At 70.6% G+C, this 20936-nt stretch carries 19 protein-coding genes; 13 read left to right on the top strand and 6 right to left on the bottom strand.

Going from position 1 to position 20936, the window contains the following annotated elements; translation table 11 throughout:
* The first annotated feature begins 5 nt into the window (after positions 1-5).
* A complete protein-coding gene (gene glyA, locus A6035_RS10255; RefSeq protein ID WP_108847700.1) occupies positions 6-1310 on the top strand; it encodes a serine hydroxymethyltransferase in 1305 nt (434 codons plus the stop codon).
* Positions 1311-1344: 34 nt separating this feature from the next.
* On the top strand, positions 1345-2079 hold the full coding sequence (locus tag A6035_RS10250; protein ID WP_108847699.1) for a LysR substrate-binding domain-containing protein: 735 nt from the start codon (positions 1345-1347) through the stop codon (positions 2077-2079).
* Positions 2080-2138: 59 nt separating this feature from the next.
* Here the strand turns inward: A6035_RS10250 and A6035_RS10245 are convergent, their stop codons facing one another.
* Positions 2139-2765 carry a TetR/AcrR family transcriptional regulator gene (locus A6035_RS10245; protein ID WP_412523601.1) on the bottom strand — a complete coding sequence of 209 codons (627 nt, stop codon included), beginning with the start codon at positions 2763-2765 and terminating at the stop codon, positions 2139-2141.
* A 112-nt stretch (positions 2766-2877) separates the two neighbouring features.
* Between A6035_RS10245 and A6035_RS10240 the strand changes: the two genes are divergently transcribed.
* The 6 genes from A6035_RS10240 (at position 2878) to A6035_RS10215 (ending at position 10377) form a co-directional block, all read left to right on the top strand.
* Positions 2878-4545 carry a class I adenylate-forming enzyme family protein gene (locus A6035_RS10240; RefSeq protein WP_235026547.1) on the top strand — a complete coding sequence of 556 codons (1668 nt, stop codon included), beginning with the start codon at positions 2878-2880 and terminating at the stop codon, positions 4543-4545.
* A gap of 41 nt (positions 4546-4586) precedes the next feature.
* Positions 4587-5939 (top strand): MFS transporter, encoded by a 1353-nt coding sequence (locus A6035_RS10235; protein WP_200836296.1) that lies wholly within the window; start codon positions 4587-4589, stop codon positions 5937-5939.
* Positions 5940-6020: 81 nt separating this feature from the next.
* Positions 6021-7094 carry a phosphotransferase family protein gene (locus A6035_RS10230; RefSeq protein ID WP_108847697.1) on the top strand — a complete coding sequence of 358 codons (1074 nt, stop codon included), beginning with the start codon at positions 6021-6023 and terminating at the stop codon, positions 7092-7094.
* A gap of 77 nt (positions 7095-7171) precedes the next feature.
* Complete coding sequence (locus tag A6035_RS10225; protein ID WP_108849213.1) at positions 7172-7933, top strand: SDR family NAD(P)-dependent oxidoreductase; 762 nt, start codon at positions 7172-7174, stop codon at positions 7931-7933.
* Between the two features lie 25 nt (positions 7934-7958).
* Positions 7959-9164, top strand: a complete 1206-nt coding sequence (locus A6035_RS10220; RefSeq protein ID WP_108847696.1) for an acyl-CoA dehydrogenase family protein — start codon at positions 7959-7961, stop codon at positions 9162-9164.
* 70 nt (positions 9165-9234) lie between these two features.
* Positions 9235-10377, top strand: a complete 1143-nt coding sequence (locus A6035_RS10215) for a thiolase family protein (RefSeq protein ID WP_108847695.1) — start codon at positions 9235-9237, stop codon at positions 10375-10377.
* Positions 10378-10545: 168 nt separating this feature from the next.
* Here A6035_RS10215 and A6035_RS10210 read toward each other — a convergent pair whose 3' ends face one another.
* From A6035_RS10210 to A6035_RS10200, 3 genes are read right to left on the bottom strand one after another with little or no spacing between them, the layout of a single operon-like run.
* Positions 10546-11649 carry a zinc-binding dehydrogenase gene (locus A6035_RS10210; protein ID WP_108847694.1) on the bottom strand — a complete coding sequence of 368 codons (1104 nt, stop codon included), beginning with the start codon at positions 11647-11649 and terminating at the stop codon, positions 10546-10548.
* A 52-nt stretch (positions 11650-11701) separates the two neighbouring features.
* Positions 11702-12889 carry an acyl-CoA dehydrogenase family protein gene (locus A6035_RS10205; protein WP_108847693.1) on the bottom strand — a complete coding sequence of 396 codons (1188 nt, stop codon included), beginning with the start codon at positions 12887-12889 and terminating at the stop codon, positions 11702-11704.
* Positions 12886-14088, bottom strand: coding sequence for a CoA transferase (locus A6035_RS10200; protein WP_108847692.1), 1203 nt, complete (start codon positions 14086-14088; stop codon positions 12886-12888). Before A6035_RS10200 ends, A6035_RS10205 begins: the two co-directional genes overlap by 4 nt.
* 100 nt (positions 14089-14188) lie before the next feature.
* Between A6035_RS10200 and A6035_RS10195 the strand changes: the two genes are divergently transcribed.
* The 3 genes from A6035_RS10195 to fabG are packed head-to-tail and all read left to right on the top strand — an operon-like array spanning position 14189 to position 17324.
* Entirely contained in the window at positions 14189-15379 is a 1191-nt protein-coding gene (locus A6035_RS10195) for an acyl-CoA dehydrogenase family protein (RefSeq protein ID WP_108847691.1), read from the top strand.
* A gap of 5 nt (positions 15380-15384) precedes the next feature.
* On the top strand, positions 15385-16584 hold the full coding sequence (locus A6035_RS10190) for a CaiB/BaiF CoA transferase family protein (protein ID WP_108849212.1): 1200 nt from the start codon (positions 15385-15387) through the stop codon (positions 16582-16584).
* On the top strand, positions 16584-17324 hold the full coding sequence (gene fabG, locus A6035_RS10185; protein WP_108849211.1) for a 3-oxoacyl-ACP reductase FabG: 741 nt from the start codon (positions 16584-16586) through the stop codon (positions 17322-17324). Before A6035_RS10190 ends, fabG begins: the two co-directional genes overlap by 1 nt.
* A 58-nt stretch (positions 17325-17382) precedes the next feature.
* On the opposite strand, the gene A6035_RS10180 is transcribed toward fabG, so the two are convergent.
* Both A6035_RS10180 and A6035_RS10175 read right to left on the bottom strand, forming a co-directional pair.
* On the bottom strand, positions 17383-18150 hold the full coding sequence (locus A6035_RS10180; RefSeq protein ID WP_235026622.1) for a FadR/GntR family transcriptional regulator: 768 nt from the start codon (positions 18148-18150) through the stop codon (positions 17383-17385).
* Between the two features lie 19 nt (positions 18151-18169).
* The gene (locus A6035_RS10175) at positions 18170-19162 is read right to left on the bottom strand and encodes a MaoC family dehydratase (protein WP_108847690.1); all 993 of its coding nucleotides are present in this window, start codon (positions 19160-19162) and stop codon (positions 18170-18172) included.
* Between the two features lie 114 nt (positions 19163-19276).
* On the opposite strand from A6035_RS10175, the gene A6035_RS10170 reads away from it, so the two are divergent.
* Together A6035_RS10170 and A6035_RS10165 are read left to right on the top strand one after the other, a co-directional pair.
* The gene (locus A6035_RS10170; RefSeq protein WP_108847689.1) at positions 19277-20431 is read left to right on the top strand and encodes an acyl-CoA dehydrogenase family protein; all 1155 of its coding nucleotides are present in this window, start codon (positions 19277-19279) and stop codon (positions 20429-20431) included.
* A 22-nt stretch (positions 20432-20453) separates the two neighbouring features.
* Positions 20454-20906: a MaoC family dehydratase gene (locus A6035_RS10165; protein WP_108847688.1), complete on the top strand. Its 453-nt coding sequence runs from the start codon at positions 20454-20456 to the stop codon at positions 20904-20906.
* Positions 20907-20936 lie beyond the last annotated feature (30 nt).

The raw sequence follows: 20936 nt of genomic DNA, 5'->3' as shown, positions 1-20936 counted from the left end.
CAACGATGACCGACCCGAACACCGACGTGTTCTCCGCCTCCCTGTCCGAACTGGATCCGGAGGTCGCCGAGGCGATGGCCGGCGAGCTGGCCCGTCAGCGGGACACGCTCGAGATGATCGCGTCGGAGAACTTCGTGCCGCGCTCGGTGCTGCAGGCGCAGGGGTCCGTGCTCACCAACAAGTACGCCGAGGGCTACCCGGGCCGCCGCTACTACGGTGGGTGCGAGCACGTGGACGTCATCGAGAACCTGGCGCGCGACCGCGCCAAGGAGGTCTTCGGCGCCAAGTACGCCAACGTCCAGCCGCACGCCGGCGCCCAGGCCAACGCCGCCGTCCTCATGGCGCTCGCCGCGCCGGGCTCCAAGATCATGGGACTCTCCCTGGCCCACGGTGGGCACCTCACGCACGGCATGAAGCTCAACTTCTCCGGCCAGCTGTACGAGGTCGCCGCCTACGAGGTCGACGCCGAGACGATGCTCGTCGACATGGACGCCGTCCGTGAGATGGCGCTGGCGGAGAAGCCTGACGTCATCATCGCCGGCTGGTCGGCCTACCCGCGGACGCTGGACTTCGCGAAGTTCCGCGAGATCGCCGACGAGGTCGGCGCCAAGCTGTGGGTGGACATGGCGCACTTCGCCGGCCTGGTCGCCGCGGGCCTGCACCCGAGCCCCGTCCCGCACGCCGACGTCGTCTCCACGACCGTGCACAAGACGCTCGGCGGGCCGCGTTCCGGCATGATCCTCACCAACGACCTCGAGCTCTTCAAGAAGCTCAACTCGACGGTGTTCCCCGGCCAGCAGGGTGGGCCGCTCATGCACGCGATCGCCGCCAAGGCCACGGCCATGAAGATCGCCGGGACCGAGCAGTTCCGCGAGCGGCAGCAGCGGACCCTCGAGGGAGCGAAGATCCTCGCCGAGAGGCTCACCGCCGAAGACTGCAAGAACGCCGGTGTCTCCGTCCTCACCGGGGGGACCGACGTCCACCTGGTGCTGGTCGACCTGCGCGACTCGGAGCTGGACGGTCAGCAGGCCGAGGACCTGCTGCACGAGGTCGGCATCACCGTGAACCGCAACGCCGTGCCGTTCGATCCCCGGCCGCCGATGGTCACCTCCGGACTGCGGATCGGCACGCCCGCCCTGGCGACGCGCGGCTTCACCGCGGACGACTTCCGCGAGGTCGCCGACATCATCGGCGCCGCCCTCGCCGCGGGTGAGAACGCCGACGTCGCCGCCCTCCGCGAGCGCGTCACGGCGCTGGCCAAGTCCAAGCCCCTCTACGAGGGCCTCGAGGACTGGACGATCCTGGGCTGAGAACTCCTAGACACACGACGATAGGCGGGGGTCGATGACCGACGGAAGCGCGGGCATCGGCCCCCGCCTGCGCGTGGGATACGTTCCCGGCGTGCAGCCCGACAAATGGCTCACCCGGTGGCGCGAGCGCAACCCGGGCGTGCCGATCACGGCCCGGCGCGTCGGTGACCCGCGACAGGGACTGGCCCGGTCCGCCGGGGACGACGGGTTCGACGTGATATTCCTCCGCGAGGCCGGCGATGCGCCGCGGTCGGCGCCGCCGGGACTCCTGCGGATCCCGCTGTACACCGAGACCATGGCCGTGCTCGCCGAGAAGGACCACGAGCTCGGGGCGTTCGACTCGTTGAGCGCTGAGGACCTCGAGGCCGAGCGCTGGCTCGATCCGGTCGACGCGGTCACGGCGACGCCGGAGGAGGTGTCCACCGCCGTCGACCTGGTCGCGGCCGGGGTCGGGCTGCTCGTCCTGCCGCTGCCGTACGCACGGTCGATGAGCCGACGGGACGTGGTCGCCCGGCCGCTCGATGGCGTCCCGGCCACACGCATGGGCGTCGCGTGGTCGCATGCCAGGGAAGGCGACGAGCTCATCGACGAGTTCGTCGGGATCGTGCGGGGCCGAACCGCATCGACGTCGCGGGGCGCGGGGGAGCCGCCGCGCGAGAAACGCACGGCCCGCGAGAAGACGGCGGCGAAGGCGCGGGCCCGGGCCGAGCGCGGGTCGCGGCCGGCGGGGCGGAACACGTCGCCGGCGCGGGGCAAGCGAAGGCGCTGACCGCCGAGACGGCCGGCGCGAGGATCGCCGGCTGGGGGTGGCGAGACCGCCCAGCGGGATCAGCGGGCGGCCGCGCCGACCAGCCGACGGGCGAACTCGACGTGGCGGCACACGACGTCGTCAGCGCTCAGCGGACCGTCGGGTCGGTACCAGTTGGCGATGGAGACGCACAACGAGGCGATCGCCCGCGCCGCGTCCTCGGGGAACTCGCAGGCGAAGTCGCCGGAGTCGACGCCCGCGCGGATGGCGTCCTCGATCATCTCCTGCTGGGCGTCGCGCTGGCCGACGTGATGGGCGCGCACCTCCGGCTCCATGCTGCGCATCTCGGTGGAGGCGACGAACGCCTGGTCGCGCCGGGCCATGTGGAAGCGGGCAAGACACTCCACCACGTTCTCGAAGCGGGTCACCGGGTCGTCACCGGCGTCGTCGGCTGCAGCGGCGGTGTTCGCGAGCATCTCGGCCATCGCGGTGTCGACCAGGGCGGCGAGGATCGCCTGCTTGGAGCGGTAGTGGTGGTACAGGCCGGGCACCGACAGGCCGGCGGCCTCGGCGATCATCCGGATAGAGGCTCCGTGGTAGCCGTGGCGCGCGAACACGCCCAGCGCGGCGCGTAGGGGAGGGGAGAGCGCGTCGTCTCCGAACTCGCGCCAACCCGCCGTGGTGGCGATCTCCTCGCTCATTTCCATGACCCTATAACCGCCCTCCGCTTGACACCCAATGTGGTGTACGCAACACTATGGCACACCGAGCGATCGCTCGGTCGGCTACGTCGACACCGGCGCTGACGGGAGGAGCGAGATGAGTCAGAGCGACCCGCGACCATGGCGGGAGCTGTACCGTGCAGGGCTCGACGAGAGCGCGGTCGCGCGACGATCGAGCCTGGTCGAGGCGTGGCGCGAGCGCGTCACCGCGGCGCCGGATCGGGTGGCGATCGCCTACTTCGACACAGAGCTGTCCGCGGGCGAGGTCGACGAGATGTCCGACGCGCTCGCCACCGCGCTCCAGGTCCGCGGCGTCGCGCCGGGCGACCGGGTGGGCATCCACCTGCAGAACATCCCCCAGTACGCGCTGGCGATGCTCGCGCTGTGGAAGATCGGTGCCGCAGCCGTGGTGCTCAACCCGATGTACTTCGGACGCGAGCTCCGGCTCCCGGTCGCCGACTCCGGCGCCGTGGGGATCATCGCCACCGACCGGGACGTCCCCGCCATCCGGGACGCCGTCAGCGATACCGACGTGGCGTGGGTCGTCAGCACCAGCGAGCGGGATCTGCAGACGAGGAACGATCCCCGCGCGTTCGGAGACGAGCAGCCGGCGGAGCCCTCGGCGGACGGGGACCTCGTCGACCTCATCCGCCAGTTCGAGGGGCGCGCGCCGGAGCAGGTCACGGTCACGCCGGATGATCTGGCGTTGCTCACGTACACGTCGGGCACGACCGGGCCGCCGAAGGGCGCCATGAACTCGCACGGCAACGTCGTCGCGGTCGCCCGGAGTTTCGCCGACTTCGTCGACATGGCGCCGGGCGACGTCGTCCTGGCCATCGCGCCGCTGTTCCACATCACCGGCGCCGTCATCAACGCCACGCTCGCCCTCATCGGCGACGCGGCGCTCGTCTTCGCGGGCCGGTTCCGACCCGAGGTCGTGCTCGACGCGTTCCGCGAACACGGCGTCACGTTCACGATCGGCTCGATCACCGCGTACAACGCGCTCATGCGCCTGGACGACGCGGGGCCGGAGCACTTCGCCGCGGTCAAGACCCTCTACAGCGGTGGTGCCCCCATCCCGCCGTCGACGGTCGAGCGGTTCGCCGAGCGGTTCGGGCACTACATCCACAACGGCTACGGCATGACGGAGACGACCTCCGGCGTGATCGCCGTGCCGCCGGGCCTGCGGGCGCCGGTCGACGCCGCCAGCGGCACCCTGTCCATCGGCGTGCCGCTGCCGGGGATCGACGCCGAGGTCGTCGACGCGGACGACGCCCCCGTCGCGCCGGGTGAGCAGGGCGAACTCGTGCTGTCCGGACCTCAGATCGTCGCGGGCTACTGGCGCAACGAGGCCGCCACCGAATCGACCATGCCCGGCGGCCGACTGCACACCGGTGACGTCGCCGTCATGGACGCGGCCGGCTGGGTGTACCTCGTCGACCGGCTCAAGGACCAGATCAACGCCTCCGGATACAAGGTGTGGCCGCGCGAGGTCGAGGACGCACTCTACGAACACGACGCCGTGTTCGAGGCCGCCGTCGTCGGCCTGCCCGACGAGTACCGCGGGGAGAAGGTCGTCGCGTTCGTCTCGCTCAAGGCCGGCCGCACCGCCACGGAGGACGAGCTGATCGCGTTCGCCGCCGACCGGCTCGCCGCCTACAAGCGACCGGCCGAGATCCACCTCGTCCCCGAGCTGCCCAAGACCCAGACCGGCAAGATCCGCCGCCGCGAGCTCCGCGACGCGCATGCCCCCGACCAGCCCTGACCACGCGCCCCGAACCACCCCTCACACCGAAGGACACTGACATGGCCGAGGCCACCCTGAACCCCGGCGACGACGGCGGCACCGCCGCCCACGCCGCGCCGCCCGTGCAGACGGCATCGGGTAACCGCAACAGCATCCGCTCCCTGGCCGCCAGCACCACCGGGCAGCTGTTCGAGTGGTACGAGTGGACCGCCTACGCGGTCTTCGCCCCCTACATCGCCGCCGCGATGTTCAACAACGACAACCCGGTGTCCGCGCTGCTGGCCACCCTGGCCGTCTTCGCCGTCGGCTTCCTCATGCGCCCCCTCGGCGGGATCGTCTTCGGCCGGATCGCCGACGTGAAGGGACGCAAGTTCGTCCTCATCACCACCATGCTCATGATGGCCGGCGCGAGCCTGCTCATCGGCCTGCTGCCGACCTACGGAGCGCTCGGGATCGTCGCCTCCGGCCTGCTGCTGCTGTGCCGCATGGTCCAGGGCTTCGCGCACGGCGGTGAGTCGGCGACCGCCTACAGCTACGTGGCCGAAATCGCGCCCCCGCACCGTCGCGGCATGTGGGGCAGCCTCGTGTTCGTCGCCATCATGGGCGGCACCGTGATCGCCTACGGTATCGGCGGCGGCATCACCGCAGTGCTTTCCGAGAGCGCCGTCGGTGAGTGGGGCTGGCGGGTGCCGTTCCTCCTCGGCGCCGTGTTCGCGCTGTTCGTCCTGTACCTGCGCTCCGGCATGGAGGAGTCCGACGTCTTCGACAAGGCTGCCGCTGCCGCCGCCGAGTCCGGTGCCGTCTCCACGTTCTCGCGGCGCAAGCTGGCCGGCGCGATCGCCCTGGTCGTCGCCATGGTCTCGGGTATCACGGTCGCGCACTACACGTGGAGCTCCTACGCGTCGACGTTCGCCATCACGCAGCGCGACATGGACTCCCAGGCCGCGTTCTGGGCGATCTTCGGCAGCCAGCTCATCGCCCTGGGCACCCTGCCGCTGTGGGGGCTGCTCTCGGACCACATCGGACGCCGCCCGGTGATCTTCATCTTCGGTGTCGGCACCATCATCACCACGCCAGTGCTCATGGGGATGATCGACGAGCGCCCGTGGACGCTGTTCGTGGCGTCCCTCATCGCGATGACGCTCGTCGCGGCTGCCGGGTCGATCCTGTCCTCGTTCATGTCCGAGGCGTTCCCCACGAAGATGCGCACCGCCGGCATCGGGTTCGCCTACTCGCTCTCGGTCGCCGTGTTCGGCGGCAGCGCGCCGTACCTCAACGCCCAGTTCATCGAGTGGGACCTGTACTGGATGATCAGCGCGTACATCATCGCCCTGTGCGTCTGCACAATGGTCGCGACCGCCTTCATGAAGGAGACCCGGGGCCACGACCTGCACCGGGTCGGCCAGCACTGACCCGGCATCCCCGACCCGCGCAGCCCGGATCCGCTCCGAACCGTTCACCCGGCCGCCCATCAACAGCGAGGATCGAACTCCATGACCCCATCATCGTCAGAGGCCACGGGCCTGTCGCTCGACCAGCTGCTCCGCCCCGACATCGTGGGTCCGAGGATCGCCGAGGCCACCGGCGACCGGGCGTGGACCGACTTCGACGCCGAGCTCATCGCCGGCGGCAAGTCGAACCTCACGTTCACGCTCCGCTCGGACGCCGGTGAGCTCATCCTGCGGCGGCCGCCCACGGGGGAGCTCCTGCCGAGTGCCCACGACATGGGTCGCGAGGCGCGCATCCAGCTCGGGCTCGCGGACACGGACGTACCGGTCGCGAAGGTGGTGCTCAACGAGACCACCGGTGAGGACCTGGGCGTGCCGTACTACGTGATGGAGAAGGTGGTCGGCCACGTCATCCGTGACGGGCTGCCGCCGGGCTTCGCCGAGTCCGACGACGACAAGGCGGCCATGGCCGACGCCCAGATCGACGCCCTGGTCGCGCTCCATGCGGTCGACCAGGACGCGGTCGGCCTGTCCGATCTCGGGCGCCCGGAGGGCTATCTGGAGCGACAACTCCGACGCTGGCTGGGCCAGTCGGAGAAGTCCAGTGCCTCCGTCCGGGCCGACCGCCTGCCCGACCTGGCGGCGCGTCTCGGCGAGAGCATGCCCACCTCGCCGTCGTCGCGGATCATCCACGGTGACTACCGCCTGGACAACTACGTCGTCGACCCCGACGACCCAGGGCGCATCAAGGCGATCCTCGACTGGGAACTGTCCACGCTCGGTGACCCCGTCGCCGACCTGGCGCAGACCGTCCTGTACTGGGGCGATCCCGACGGGCCGACGGTTCCGCTCATCCCCACCATCACCACCGAACCCGGGTGGCCGGGGCCGCAGCGCCTCCTCGACCGGTACTGCGACGCCACCGGCACCGACCCGTCCCACATGCCGTGGTACCTGGCGTTCGCCACCTTCAAGTTCGCCGCCATCGCCCAGGGCGTGGCCACCCGCTCCGAGGCCGGCGACATGGCCGGACAGAACTTCGGGGACATCGGCCCGCAGATCCGCGAGCTGGTCGACCACGGCCACTCGATCCTCGACTCCCGGAAGGGGACCAAGTGATGACTGATCCCACCCCCGGCGCCGCCGATCCCGGTGCGCCGTCGCCCGTCGATCCGCGCACGGGACCGCGCTCCGCCGTGCCCGTCCTCGACCGCTTCCGCCTGGACGGTCGTGTCGCGGTGATCACCGGATCCTCGTCCGGCCTCGGCGCGGGGTTCGCCCGCGCGCTGTCCTCGGCGGGCGCCACCGTCGTGCTCGCCGCCCGGCGCCGCGACCGGCTCGAGGCACTCGCCGACGACCTGCGTGCGGCCGGAGGCACCGCGATGACCGTGGCCTGCGACGTCGCGGACCCGGAGGCCTGCGCGGCGATGGTCCGCGCGGTGATGGACGCCCACGGGCGCATCGACATACTGGTCAACAACGCCGGTCTCGGCACCGCCGTGCCCGCCCTCAAGGAGACGCCCGAGCAGTTCCGCGGCGTGGTGGACGTAAACCTGAACGGCGCGTACTGGGCGGCCAAGGAGTGCGCGGCCGTCATGGAGCCCGGCTCGAGCATCGTCAACGTCGCAAGCGTGCTGGGCCTGACCGCCGGCTTCGCACCCCAGGCCGCGTACTCCGCGACCAAGGCGGCCGTTCTCGGCCTGACCCGCGACCTGGCCCATCAGTGGGGCAGCCGCCGTGGCATTCGCGTCAACGCGCTCGCCCCCGGGTACTTCGCCTCCGAGATGACCGACGAGATCCCCGAGAAGATGCTCGCCGACATCACCGGCAGCACCATCTTCGGGCGACTCGGACTGCAGCCCGAACTCGACTCCGCGCTGGTCTTCCTCGCCTCCGACGCCTCGTCCTTCATCACCGGCGCGACCCTGGTGGTCGACGGTGGCATGACCCTGCACTGATCCCGCTCTCACAGGAGTAGAAACAATGGAATTCGCTCACAGTCAGCGCAGCCTCGAGCTGCAGGAGAACATGTGGGAGTTCATGCGGGAGCATGTCTTCCCGGCCGAGCCCGTGTGGTCCGCGTACCTGCGGGAGCACGGCGACAACGCCTACCCGCCGATCATGGAGGAGCTCAAGGTCGAGGCCCGCCGCCGCGGCCTGTGGAACCTCTTCCTGCCCGAGTGGTCGGGCATCTCCAACCTCGAGTTCGCGTCGGTCTCGGAGATCTCCGGCTGGTCGCCCGTGATCGCCCCCGAGGCGATCAACTCGCAGGCCCCGGACACCGGGAACATGGAGACCTTCCACCTGTTCGGCACCGACGAGCAGAAGGCGAAGTACCTCGAGCCGCTCAAGGAGGGGCGAATCCGCTCGGCGTACGCGATGACCGAGCCCGACGTCGCCTCCTCCGACGCCACCAACATCCAGACCGTGATTCGCCGCGAGGGCGACGAGTACGTGATCAACGGCCGCAAGTGGTGGATCACCGGAATCGCCGACACCCGCTGCGAGATCCTCATCGTCATGGGCAAGACCGACCCGGACGCCGAGACCCACCGCCAGCAGTCCATGGTCCTCGTCCCGCGCGATACCCCGGGACTGCGGATCGAGCGCAACCTTCCCCTGTTCGGTTACCAGGACCAGCACGGGCACTGTGAGCTCGTCTTCGACAACGTCCGGGTGCCCGTGGAGAACCTCCTCGGCGAGGAGGGAGCCGGCTTCGCGATCGCCCAGGCGCGTCTCGGACCGGGTCGGATTCACCACGCCATGCGCGCGATCGGGATGGCGGAGCGGGCGCTCGCGCTGATGGTGGACCGGGCCAAGTCTCGCCACGCGTTCGGTGGCTCCCTGGCCAGCCAGGGTGTGGTGCAGGAGCACATCGCCAACTCGCGGATCGAGATCGATCAGGCGCGCCTGCAGGTCCAGCACTGCGCGTGGATGATCGACACCGTCGGCGCCAAGGAGGCCCGCTTCGAGATCTCGGCCATCAAGGTCATCGCGCCGCAGGTCGCGTGCGCGGTCATCGACCGGGCCATCGAGGTCTTCGGCGGCGCCGGCGTCTCCGACGACACCCCGCTGGCGTACTTCTACGCCTGGGCGCGCGCCCTGCGGATCGTCGACGGCCCGGACGCGGTCCACCGCCGCACGATCGCTCGAGGCGAACTGAAGAAGACGCCGCCGTACGTCGGTTGACACTAGGATGTCCTACCAGTAGCTGGGTCGACCGGCACCGGGGGACGCACGAGAGAGAAGGAAGAAGCACATGGGTGCAGTGATCGTGGAGGCCGTGCGTAGCGCGGTGGGTAAGCGCAAGGGCGGCCTGGCCGGGGTGCATCCCGCCGACCTGTCCGGCGTGGTGCTCAACGGGCTCGTCGAGCGCGCGGGGATCGACCCGGCGATCGTCGAGGATGTCATCTGGGGCTGTGTGACGCAGGCCGGTGAGCAGGCCGGCGACATCGCCCGGACCGCCGCCCTGTCCGCCGGGTGGCCCGAGACCGTCAACGGTGTGACGATCGACCGGCAGTGTGGGTCGTCTCAGCAGGCGCTGAGCTTCGCCGTCGCGGTGGTCGAGTCCGGGTACCACGACGTGGTCGTGGCCGGCGGCGTGGAGTCGATGACCCGCGTGCCGATGGGCTCACACGTGTCCTCCGACTCGTTCCCCTACGGGCACCAGTTCATGGACCGGTACAACGGCATCGCGCCCAACCAGGGTGTGGGCGCCGAGATGATCGCCGAGCGGTGGGGCTTCTCCCGCACCCAGCTCGACGAGTTCGCCGTGGCCTCTCACGAGAAGGCGGCCGCGGCGCAGGACGCCGGGTTCTTCGCCGGTCACATCGTGCCGGTGACCACCCCGGACGGTGTGTTCGACACCGACCAGGGGATCCGCCGCGGCAGCACCGTCGAGGCGCTGGCCGGGCTCAAGACGCCGTTCAAGGAGGACGGTGTCATCAGCGCCGGCAACGCCTCGCAGATCTCCGACGGCTCGGCGGCGATCCTGGTGATGAGCGAGGAGGCGGCCGCGAAGTACGGCTGCACCCCGATCGCCCGCGTGCACACCGCGACCCTCGCGGGCGACGATCCGGTCATCATGCTCACCGCGCCGATCCCCGCCACGGCCAAGGCGCTGGCCAAGTCCGGCCTGTCGATCGACGACATCGGGGTGTTCGAGGTCAACGAGGCCTTCGCCTCCGTACCTCTGGCGTGGCTGGCCGACACGGGCGCCGACCCGGCCAAGCTCAACCCGAACGGCGGCGCGATCGCCCTCGGGCACCCGCTCGGCGGCTCCGGCGCACGCATCTTCGCCGACCTCGTCCACCACATGAAGGACAAGGGCATCAAGTACGGACTGCAGACGATGTGTGAGGGCGGCGGCCAGGCCAACGCCACCATCATCGAACTGCTCTGACCGACTCGATCTGCGCGCCCCGACCCCCGGTCCCCGCCGTGATGGCGATGGGCCGGGGGTCGGTGTGTGCGGGCGGTCCTGCGCCCGCCCGCCGCCGCCATCGAGAAGACGGTTTCGCCCGTATCGGGCGAGTGGATTCGTGCGAAACGCTCTTCTCGACGAGGACGCTCAGTCGCCGGTGAGGACGATCGCGCGCCCCAGCACCTCGCCGCGGTCGAGCGCCTCGTAGGTCTGCGGCGCCTCGGCCATCGGGACGCGCCGCGAGATGACCTGGCCGAGATCCAACTTTCCGGCGGCCAGCAGGCGGACGAGGGCGGGCACGTCCTGTCGGGCCCGCGCGCCGTACGAGCCCTTGATCTGGATCTTGCGACGGACGATGCGCGCCAGGTCCGCGTCCAGCGACGTCCCGGCCGGCGGGATGCCCACCACCACGACGCGGCCGCCCTCTCTGGCGATCTCGGTGGCCTGACGGGTCGTGACCGCGGAACCGAGCGCCTCGAATGCCGCGTCCACGCCCCGGCCGCCCGTGATCTCCATGACGGCGGCCGTCGCGTCGGTCTGCGCCGAGTTGATGGTGTGGGTGGCGCCCATGCGGCGGGCGAGGGCGAGCTTGTCGTCGTCGACGTCGATCGCGATGACCGATTCCGCGCCGCTCACCGCGGACAGCTGGACGATGTTCTGGCCGACGCCGCCGACCGCGACCACCGCCACCGACTCCCCGGTCCGGACATCGCCGACGTTGCGGACGGCCCCGTAGGCGGTGAACATCGAACACCCGAGGATCGCCGAGTCGGTCAGGTCCAGCTCCTCGGGGAGGGGGAACACTGCCGTGGCCGGGGTGACGCTGTACTCGGCCAGTCCGCCCATGGAGTACATGGACAGCGGTTCCCCGGAGGCCCGGCGGAGCCGGCTCTCGCCGTCGTACAAGGTCCCCCGCAGGCGGTTGTACTCGAAGAACGTGGAGCAGATGTCCTCCATGCCGCGCGCGCAGTTCTCGCAGTAGCCGCACGGCATGATGAACGAGCCCACCACGCGGTCGCCGGGGCGGACGGTGGTGACGCCGCGGCCGACCTCGGCCACGATGCCCGAGATCTCGTGGCCGAGCACTCCGGGTAGCGGGAATCCGACCTCGCCTTTCATGACGTGCAGGTCGGTGTGGCACACCCCGCAGGCGTGGTTGTGCACGAGGACCTCGCCCTCCCGCGGTTCGGGGATCGGAATGTCCTCGATCACCAGCGGGGATCCGGTCTCGACACACACGGCAGCTTTCATGGCGCCGACTGTACTCAGGCGGCGGCGCCCGCCTCAGCAGATCCGGTGGGACTCAGTCGATCCGACCTAGCAGCTCGTCGGAGATGATCCGCATCTGGATCTCGCTCGTCCCCTCGAAGATCCGGGTGAGGCGCGCGTCCCGCCAGTGCCGCTCCACCCGGAAGTCGGTCGTGTACCCGGCCCCGCCGTGGATCTGGATGCCCTGCGAGGTCACGCGTTCCGCCATCTCGGTCGCGACGAGTTTGCACATCGCCGCCTCGAGCGAGCACCGCCGCCCCGAGTCGATGGCGGTGGCCACCGAGTACATGAGCTGGCGGGCGGCTTCGATGTCCGCGGCCATCTTGGCGATCTGGAAGCGCAGGTACTGGAACTCGCCGATGGGCCGCCCGAACTGCTCGCGGGTCTTCACGTAGGCGATCGAGTCCTCGAGCGCGGCGCGGGCGAGGCCGATGGCCCGGGCCGCGGTGTGGGCGCGGCCGACCTCGAGCCCGGAAACGGCCAGGTAGAAGCCCTTTCCCTCCTCGCCGAGCAGGGCTGAGGCCGGGATGCGGAAGTCGTCGAAGGACAGCTCCCAGGTCTGCCAGCCGAAGTACCCGATCTTGCGCACGGGGTTGCCGGTGATGCCCGGCGGGAACACCCCGCGCTCCTTCTCCACGAGGAAGGCGGAGATCCCGCGATGCGGCTTGTCGGGATCGCGGTGGGGGTCGGTCCGTGCGAAGAGCACCAGGTAGTCGGCCTGGTCGGCGTACGTGCACCACATCTTGGTGCCGTTCACGACCCACTCGTCCCCGTCGCGGACCGCCCGGCACGAGATGTTGGCGACGTCGGACCCGGCTTCGGCCTCGGACAGCGCGTAGGCGCCCAGCCACTCGCCGCGCGCGACGCGGGGGAGCAGCCGGGCCTCCTGCTCGTCGGTGAAGCCGCCGCCCATGCCGTTCCCGCGTGCCAGCAGGCCTGAGACGGACAACCATCCGCGGGCCAGCTCCTCGGCGACGAGGCAGTACTCGAACACGCCCAGGCCCAGGCCGCCGTGCTCCTCGCCGATCATGATCCCGAAGAACCCGATGTCGGCCATCTTCTGCCGCAGTCCGTCGGGGATGTCGCCGCGTTCGGGGTCGAGTCGGTCGGCGACGGGGAGGACTTCCTTGGCGGTGAACTCGCGGGCCAGGTCGCGGATGGCCAGACGCTCCGGCGTGAGGTAGACGGGGACGTCGTCGCGCGCGGCGGGCTTGTGGGTCATGCCGGTGATCCTCCGGTCGTGAGGCGGCCGGTGTCCGCTCCGAGTCGGGGAGCGGGCCCGGTGGTCAGGTGCGCGCCGTCGAAGGTGGCCGGGTGGGCGGCGGCCAGGTACGGGCCGATACCGGGTTGGTCGAGGCGGGCGAAAAGCGGATTGGCCACGAGATCGCCGTCGGAGACGACCTCGGCGAAGGTGCGGTATCGCTCGTGGAGGACCACCGACTCCGACAACGCCCGGGCGACCTCCTCGGTCGTGTGGGCCGAGAACCAGCGGGCGAACAGGGCGGCGAGCACCTCACGATAGGAGTAGCGGTCCGACTCGGTGGAGAAGTCGGCCCCGGCCGCGGTCTCGAGCGCGTCGACGGCCTCGCGCGTTCCGGTCAGGCGCGCCAAATCGTGGAAGTGACGGGTCGTCAGGGCGACGATCATGAACCGGCCGCCGTCGCTGGTCGTGAAATCCGTCCCGAACGTCCCGTAGACGTGGTTGCCCACGGCGGGCCGGGAGGTCCCGTCGAGCTGGGGTTCGGTAAGGTACCCGAGCGTGCCCGCGGTGGCCAACGCGACATCGTCGAGCGGCAGGACGATGTGCCGGCCACGACCGGTCCGTTCGCGTTCGCGGACCGCGGCGACCACGGCGAGGGCGGCGTGGAGTCCGGCGGCGACGTCCCAGGCGGGCAGTACGTGATTGACCACCTGTCCCACGCCGTGCCCGCCGCCCTGCTCGTCGACCTGCCCGGTGACGGCGGGGAATCCGAGGGCGGCGTTGACGGTGTAGTCCACCGCCGGTCGGCCGTCGCGTCGGCCGGGTAGTTCCAGGGTGATGACGTCGGGCCGGATCGCGGCCAGTGCGTCGTGGCTCATCCAGTCGCGGCCCGCGGAGTTGGTCACGAGGATCCCGCCGCCCGCACCGGGCGCGGTGACGAGGTCCCGCAGCGCCTGACGGCCCTCGTCGGAGCGCAGGTCGAGGGTCACCGAGGCCTTGCCGCGGTTCAATCCGGTCCAGTAGATGGAGGTCCCGTCCGGAGCGAGGGGCCAGCGGTTGACGTCGGCGGCACCACCCGTCGGATCGACCCGGATGACCTCGGCGCCGAGCTGGGCGAGGGTGAGGCCGCTGAGCGGAGAGGCCACAAAACTCGACAGTTCGACGACGCGGATGCCGTCGAGGGGTCGTCCCGCCGCCGCGGGAGTGGTCGGGTCGGACATCGGTGCCTCCGTCGCCGAGGGGGCGGTTGAGATGCGCCACAAACGATGATAATAGTTGCTAGCATACAGGCGACGCGCTGGAAGCGGCGGAAGGCGGGCGATGAACACGACGGCGGCGGACTCGGAGGTCTCCGGGGAGGATTTCGCGGACATCCTCGCGACGACGCGCGACTACGTCCGCACGGTGGTGCTGCCGCGCGAGCAGGAGATAGCCGACGCCGACGAGGTCCCGGCGGACATCCGTGCGGGGCTGGCGGACATGGGCCTGTTCGGCTACGCGATCCCGCAGCGCTGGGGCGGCCTGGGGTTGGACCTGACCCAGGACGTCGAGTTGGCGATGGAGTTCGGATACACGACCCCCGCGATGCGGTCCCTGTTCGGGACCAACAACGGGATCGCCGGGCAGGTGCTGGTGAACTTCGGCACGGACGAGCAGAAGGCGAGGTGGCTCGGGCCGATTGCCTCCGGGGAAGTGATCGCGTCGTTCGCCCTCACGGAGGACGGGGCCGGGTCGAGCCCGGCGGGGCTGACCACCAAGGCGGTGCGAGACGGCGCTGACTGGGTGATCGACGGAACCAAGCGCTTCATCACCAACGCGCCGCTCGCCGGCCTGTTCGTCGTGTTCGCCCGGACCCGCCCCGCCGACGCCGACGGCACCGGCATCGCCGTCTTCCTCGTCCCCGCGGACACGCCGGGCGTGACGGTGGGGCCGAAGGACAAGAAGATGGGCCAGGAGGGCGCCTGGACCGCCGAGGTGAGCTTCCAGGGCGTCCGCGTCCCTGGCCACGCGCTGGTCGGCGGCGACGAGGACGCGGGCTACCGGGCCGCGATGACCTCGCTCGCGCGGGGCCGCGTGCACATCGCCGCGTTGGCGGTCGGTGCCGCGCAGCGCGCGCTGGACGAGTCGCTCGCGCACGCCTCCACCGCCACCCAGGGCGGGACGGTGATCGGCGAGTTCCAACTGGTACAGGCCATGCTGGCGGATATCCAGGTGGGCGTGATGGCGGGTCGGGCGATGGTCCGCGAGGCCGCCGCGAAGTACCACTCCGGTGAGGATCGCCGGATCGCCCCGTCGGCGGCCAAGCTCTACTGCACCGAGATGGTCGGTCGGGCCGCTGACCTGGCCGTGCAGATCCACGGTGGCAGCGGGTACATCCGCGGCGTCCCCGTCGAGCGGATCTTCCGGGACGTCCGGCTGCTGCGCCTGTACGAGGGGACCAGCGAGATCCAGAGGCTCATCATCGGCGGCGGACTCGTCCGGGCGGCCACGCGGGCGGCGGGTAGCCGGTGACCGCCTTGGAGACCGGTGGCGGCCCGCCGGGCGAGGGCGGCGCCGACGACCCTCTGCCGCTCGCCGGGATCACCGTGGTCGCGGTCGAACAGGCCGTCGCCGCGCCGCTGGCGACCCGGCACCTGGCCGATCTCGGGGCACGCGTGATCAAGATCGAGCGGGAGGGCGAGGGCGATTTCGCCCGTGCCTACGACGACACCGTCCACGGGCAGGCGTCGCACTTCATCTGGCTGAACCGCGGCAAGGAGTCGATCGAACTCGACCTGGCCTCCGGCCGCGGCCGGAGTGTCGCGCACGCACTGATCGACCGGGCGGACGTCGTCATCAGCAACCTGGCCCCCGGGGCGATGGACCGACTCGGCCTCGGGGCGTCCGCGTTGCGCGAGCGCAGAGCGGACCTCGTCGTCGTCACGATCTCCGGCTACGGCGGCGACGGGCCGTATCGGGACCGCAAGGCCTACGACATGCTCGTGCAGGCCGAGTCGGGGCTGTGCTCGATCACCGGCACGCCCGAGACCGCCACCAAGACCGGCGTTCCGGTCTCCGATATCGCCACGGGGCTGTACGCGCTCTCGGCGATCCAGGCGGCACTGTTCCGCCGCGAGCGGACGGGGCTCGGCGCCACGATCGAGGTATCCATGTTCGAGGCCACCGCCGAGTGGATGGGGCACGCCCTGTACATCCGGATGTACGCCGGGCGGCAGGTGGGCCGGATGGGGCTGTCCCACGCCTCGATCTGTCCGTACGACGCGTTCCCGACCCGCGACGGGCAGGTCATGATCGGCGTCCAGAACGACCGGGGGTGGGCCGCGCTGGTGCGCGACGTACTGGGCAGGCCGGATCTCGTCGACGACGAGAGATACGCCACGAACATCGCGCGGGTGGCCCGGAGGGCGGAGGTGGACGCGTTGATCGGATCGCTCACGCAGGAGTTCGACTCGGTGGAACTGGCAGACCGCCTGGACCGGTTCGGTGTGCCCGCGGCGCGGCTCAACGACGTCGCCGGGTTGATCGAGCACCCGCAGCTCGAGGCCCGGAACCGCTGGCGTGAGGTGGAGACCCCGGCCGGCGCAGTCCGCGGGCTGCTGCCGCCGATGACGTTCTCGGACGTCGAACTGCCGATGGGACGCGTGCCGGCACTGGGCGAACATACCGAGGCGATCCTGGCCGAGCTGGCCGGGACACTGGACGAAGGGAATACATGATGGGACTTCTCGAGGGTCGGACCGCGGTCGTCACGGGGGCCGCGCGCGGGATCGGGCTGGAGATCGCCCGGACGTTCATCGCGAACGGCGCCCGGGTGGTGATCGGGGACATCGACGACGAGGCCGGTGCCGCCGCTGTCGCTGAGCTGGGGGGCGAGGACCACGCACGGTACGTGCACTGCGACGTGCGGGACGGCGCCGCCGTCGAGGCGATGATCGACGTCGCCGAGGAGGCGTTCGGACCGCTCGGGGTGTACGTCAACAACGCCGGGGTCACCCGGGACGCCACGATGCGCAAGATGACCGAGGAGCAGTTCGACGACATCATCGCCATCCACCTCAAGGGCACCTGGAACGGCACCCGCGCGGCCGCGGGTCGTATGCGCGGCCATGGGGCGGGGGCGATCGTCAACATCTCCTCGATCTCCGGGAAGGTCGGGCTGGTGGGGCAGACCAACTACTCGGCGGCCAAGGCCGGAATCGTCGGACTGACCAAGGCTGCGGCCAAGGAGGTCGCCTTCGCCGGGGTGCGGGTCAACGCCGTCCAGCCCGGGCTCATCCGGACCGCGATGACGCTCGCGATGCCCGAGCACATCTGGGAGGAGAAGATGGCCGAGATCCCCATGGGGCGGGCGGCCGAACCGAGCGAGGTCGCGCAGGTGGTGCTGTTCCTCGCCAGCGACATGTCGAGCTACATGACCGGCACGGTCCTGGAGATCACCGGCGGTCGGCACATCTGAGACCGCCCGCCGCCCGCCGATCAGCGTCCAGAGGGCGTTGCGAGGCGGGGCGGGCTCGTCACCAGGCGAGGTCCCAGCGGATCGGCTGTTCCAACGCCGCGCGGAACTTCTTCTTCAGATAGTGGTGGTGGTCCGTGATGTGCTGCGCCATGAGGTCGTGGGCCGCCACGGCGTCGCGGTCGGCGATCGCCCGGTAGATGTCCTCGTGGATGGCGCACGTGTGGTCGCGCTGTCGCTTCGGGTAGGCCACGCCCATGGACGCGCCCGCCAGGATCCCGAGCAGCGCGTCGAAGAGATACCCGAACAGGACGTTGCCCGACCCCCACGCGATGAGGGCGTGGAACCGCTCGGAGTCCTCGGTGAAGTACTCACCCCCCTCGGCCCCCTCGCGCGTGGCCTCGACGTTGAGGCGGAGCTCCTCCAGCGCCTCGCGGCTCATCCGCCCGGCGGCGAGTCGCGCGATCGACGGCTCCATCGCCGCCCTCGCCTCCATGATCGTGGAGAACGGGGCGTTCTCGAACTGCATGAGCAGGCTCAACGCGGCGGCGAGCGTCCCGCCGTCGGGCTGCTGGACGATCGGGCCGCCACCTGGCCCGGGCTTCAGGGTGATCGCCCCCTGTAGTTCCAAGTACCGCAGGGACTCCCGCAGCGTGCCCCGGCCGACGCCGTACTCCTCCAGCATGAGGTGCTCGGGCGGCAGCCGGTCACCGACGGTGTTGCCGCGCCGGGCGATGTCCTCGACGATCCGCTTCGCCACCAGCAGCGCCGTCTTCTGCGGACGCGAGATCCCGCCGGGCCCGCGCTGCGTATCGCCTGTCGTATCCATGTGCACCATCATCCTGCATTCACGGCATGAGGACCGTGAAGGCCCAGTCCAGGACGTCCGCGTCGCCGTCGGGTCGGTGAGCACGCACCCGCGCGCGCAGATCGAGTGCGGTGCCGCCGCCCGGCAGCGGCTCGGCGGTGCCCGCCTCCAGCTCGCTGGACAGGGTGTCGCCCTCGCGCACGGGACCGGTGTGATCGCAGGACCGCCACCCGAGCACCGTCAGCATCGCCGGGAATGCCCGCGTGGCCTGGGACAGCGCGAGGCCGATGGTGTGTCCGCCATAGACGAGCCTCTGGCCGCCGGACACCCGCTCGTCGTGGTGGGTCTCGGCGATGTTGAGCGTGAGCCGGGCGAGTTCCGGGGCGCCGGTGACGACGTCCGCGCTCGACTTCAGGACGGTGCCGGGCGCGGGGAGCGGGTCGCCGGCGCCGGGCACCGCGTCGCGATAGGCCGCCACGTCCCACCCGTGGGGCGCGGTCCAGGGGCCGGGGTCGGCGGTGCCGATCACCAACAGGTCGTCGGCGTGGTCGACGCGCTCGGGGTCGGCGTCGGGGGACAGGGGGAGCATGGCGCAGCGGTGGAAGTCCAGGACGGTCCGACCCTCCTGGTCGGTGGTGGTCATCCGCAGCGCCGCCAGCCCGGTGGCCGGGCGGCCCGGCCGCGGGGCGTTGCGCTTGAGGCCGACCACCTCTGTGCGCGTGGCGAGGGTGTCGCCGAGGTGCGGGAGGCGGTGGAAGCGCAGCCCGCGGTAGAACAGGTTGGCCTTGACGCGCTGCGTCACGACGGTCGACTGGCCTATCGCGACGTCGGTGACCAGGCCGGGATGGGCGACGGGGCCACCGGTGACCGCGGTGCCCAGGTGACGGTCGAGGGGGAGGCGGAGGCGGTCACCGAGGACGGCCTGGTGGGCCGCGGCCATGCCGTCGGTGAGGGTGAGCGCCGGCGCGCGGTCGAAGACCATGCCGCGCTGGAGCTCGTCGAAGTACGGCCCGCCCCCGGAATCAATGCGCATGATTATTGACTATAGCGATGTGCGTGGGGAGGATGGCGGGGGAACGCCGCAGCCGGCGGTGGGCGACGTGCGGCGTGGTGGCCGCGGTCACGTGACGACGACGAGGTGTGACAGGTGCCGGAACTGAACGACGAAGAGGCCTACCTCGTTGCCACGGTCCGGCAGTTCATCGACCGTGAGGTCAAGCCGTCGGTGCGCGAGGTGGAGCACGCCGACACCTACCCGGAACGCTGGATCGAGCAGATGAAGCAGATCGGTATCTACGGGCTCGCGGTGCCGGAGGAGTACGGCGGGATGCCGGTCTCCATGCCGTGCTACGTCCGGGTCACCGAGGAGCTGGCCCGCGGGTGGATGTCGTTGGCGGGGGCGATGGGCGGTCACACCGTGGTCGCCACGCTCCTGGCGGAGTTCGGGACCGAGGAACAGAAGCGGACGTACCTCCCTCGCCTGGCGACCGGCGAGATGCGGGCGACGATGGCGCTCACCGAACCGGGCGGCGGGTCCGACCTGCAGAACATGTCGACGGTCGCCCGCGCCGACGGGGACGAGCTGGTCATCACCGGCGCCAAGACGTTTATCACCAACGCCCGTCGCTCGGGTCTCATCGCGCTGCTGTGCAAGACCGATCCGGAGGCGACTCCGCGGCACCGGGGGATGTCGATCGTGCTGGTGGAGCACGGCCCCGGGCTGACGGTCTCTCGCGACCTGCCCAAGCTCGGTTACAAGGGCGTCGAGACCTGCGAGCTGGCGTTCGACGGCTACCGGACCCCCGCGGACCTCGTGCTCGGCGGCGAGACGGGCCGTGGTTTCGGCCAGATGATGAAGGGCCTCGAGACGGGCCGCATCCAGGTCGCGAGCCGGGCGCTGGGCGTCGCGGCGGCAGCGCTCGAGGACTCGCTGGCCTACGCGCAGTCGCGGGAGTCGTTCGGTCAGCCGATCTGGAAGCACCAGGCCGTCGGGCACCATCTGGCGAACATGGCGACGACGCTCACGGCCGCCCGGCAGCTCACCCTGTTCGCCGCGGAGAAGTACGACGCCGGCGAGCGCTGCGACATGGAGGCGGGCATGGCCAAGCTGTTCGCCTCCGAGGCGGCGATGCAGATCGCGTTGGACGCGGTCCGCATCCACGGTGGGTACGGCTACTCCACAGAGTTCGACATCGAGCGGTACTTTCGTGACGCCCCGCTGATGATCGTCGGCGAGGGGACCAACGAGATCCAGCGCAACGTCATCGCCTCGCAGTTGGTGGCGCGGGGCGGACTGGGATGAGGAGAGGACTGATATGACTGATATGAGGGTGTTCGAGGGCCTGGACCAGGTGTCGGCCGCGATCGGCGAGCACGTGGGATACAGCGACTGGATGGAGATCACGCAGGAGCGCGTCGACGCGTTCGCCGACGCGACCGGGGATCACCAGTGGATCCACGTCGACCCCGCCCGGGCGGCGGAGGGGCCCTACGGCACGACCATCGCCCACGGATACCTCACCCTGTCGCTGCTGCCGGTGCTCGGGAACCAGGTCATGGATATCCGCGGGTTCTCGATGATGATCAACTACGGGCTCGGCAAGGTGCGGTTCCCCGCGCCCGTCCCGGTGGGATCCCGTATCCGGGCCGGCGTCGAGCTGACCTCACTCGACCGCAAGCCCTCAGGCGCCCAGCTCACCACGCTCGTCACGGTCGAGATCGAGGGCGGCGACCGGCCGGCGGTGGTCGCCGAGGCCATTCGCCTCATGGTCGAGTGACGTACCGCAGGCGGGAGGAATCGCGGTGAA

The sequence above is a fragment of the Dietzia lutea genome (assembly GCF_003096075.1).
Classification (GTDB): domain Bacteria; phylum Actinomycetota; class Actinomycetes; order Mycobacteriales; family Mycobacteriaceae; genus Dietzia; species Dietzia lutea.
This window is presented reverse-complemented; position numbering and strand designations above follow the sequence as displayed.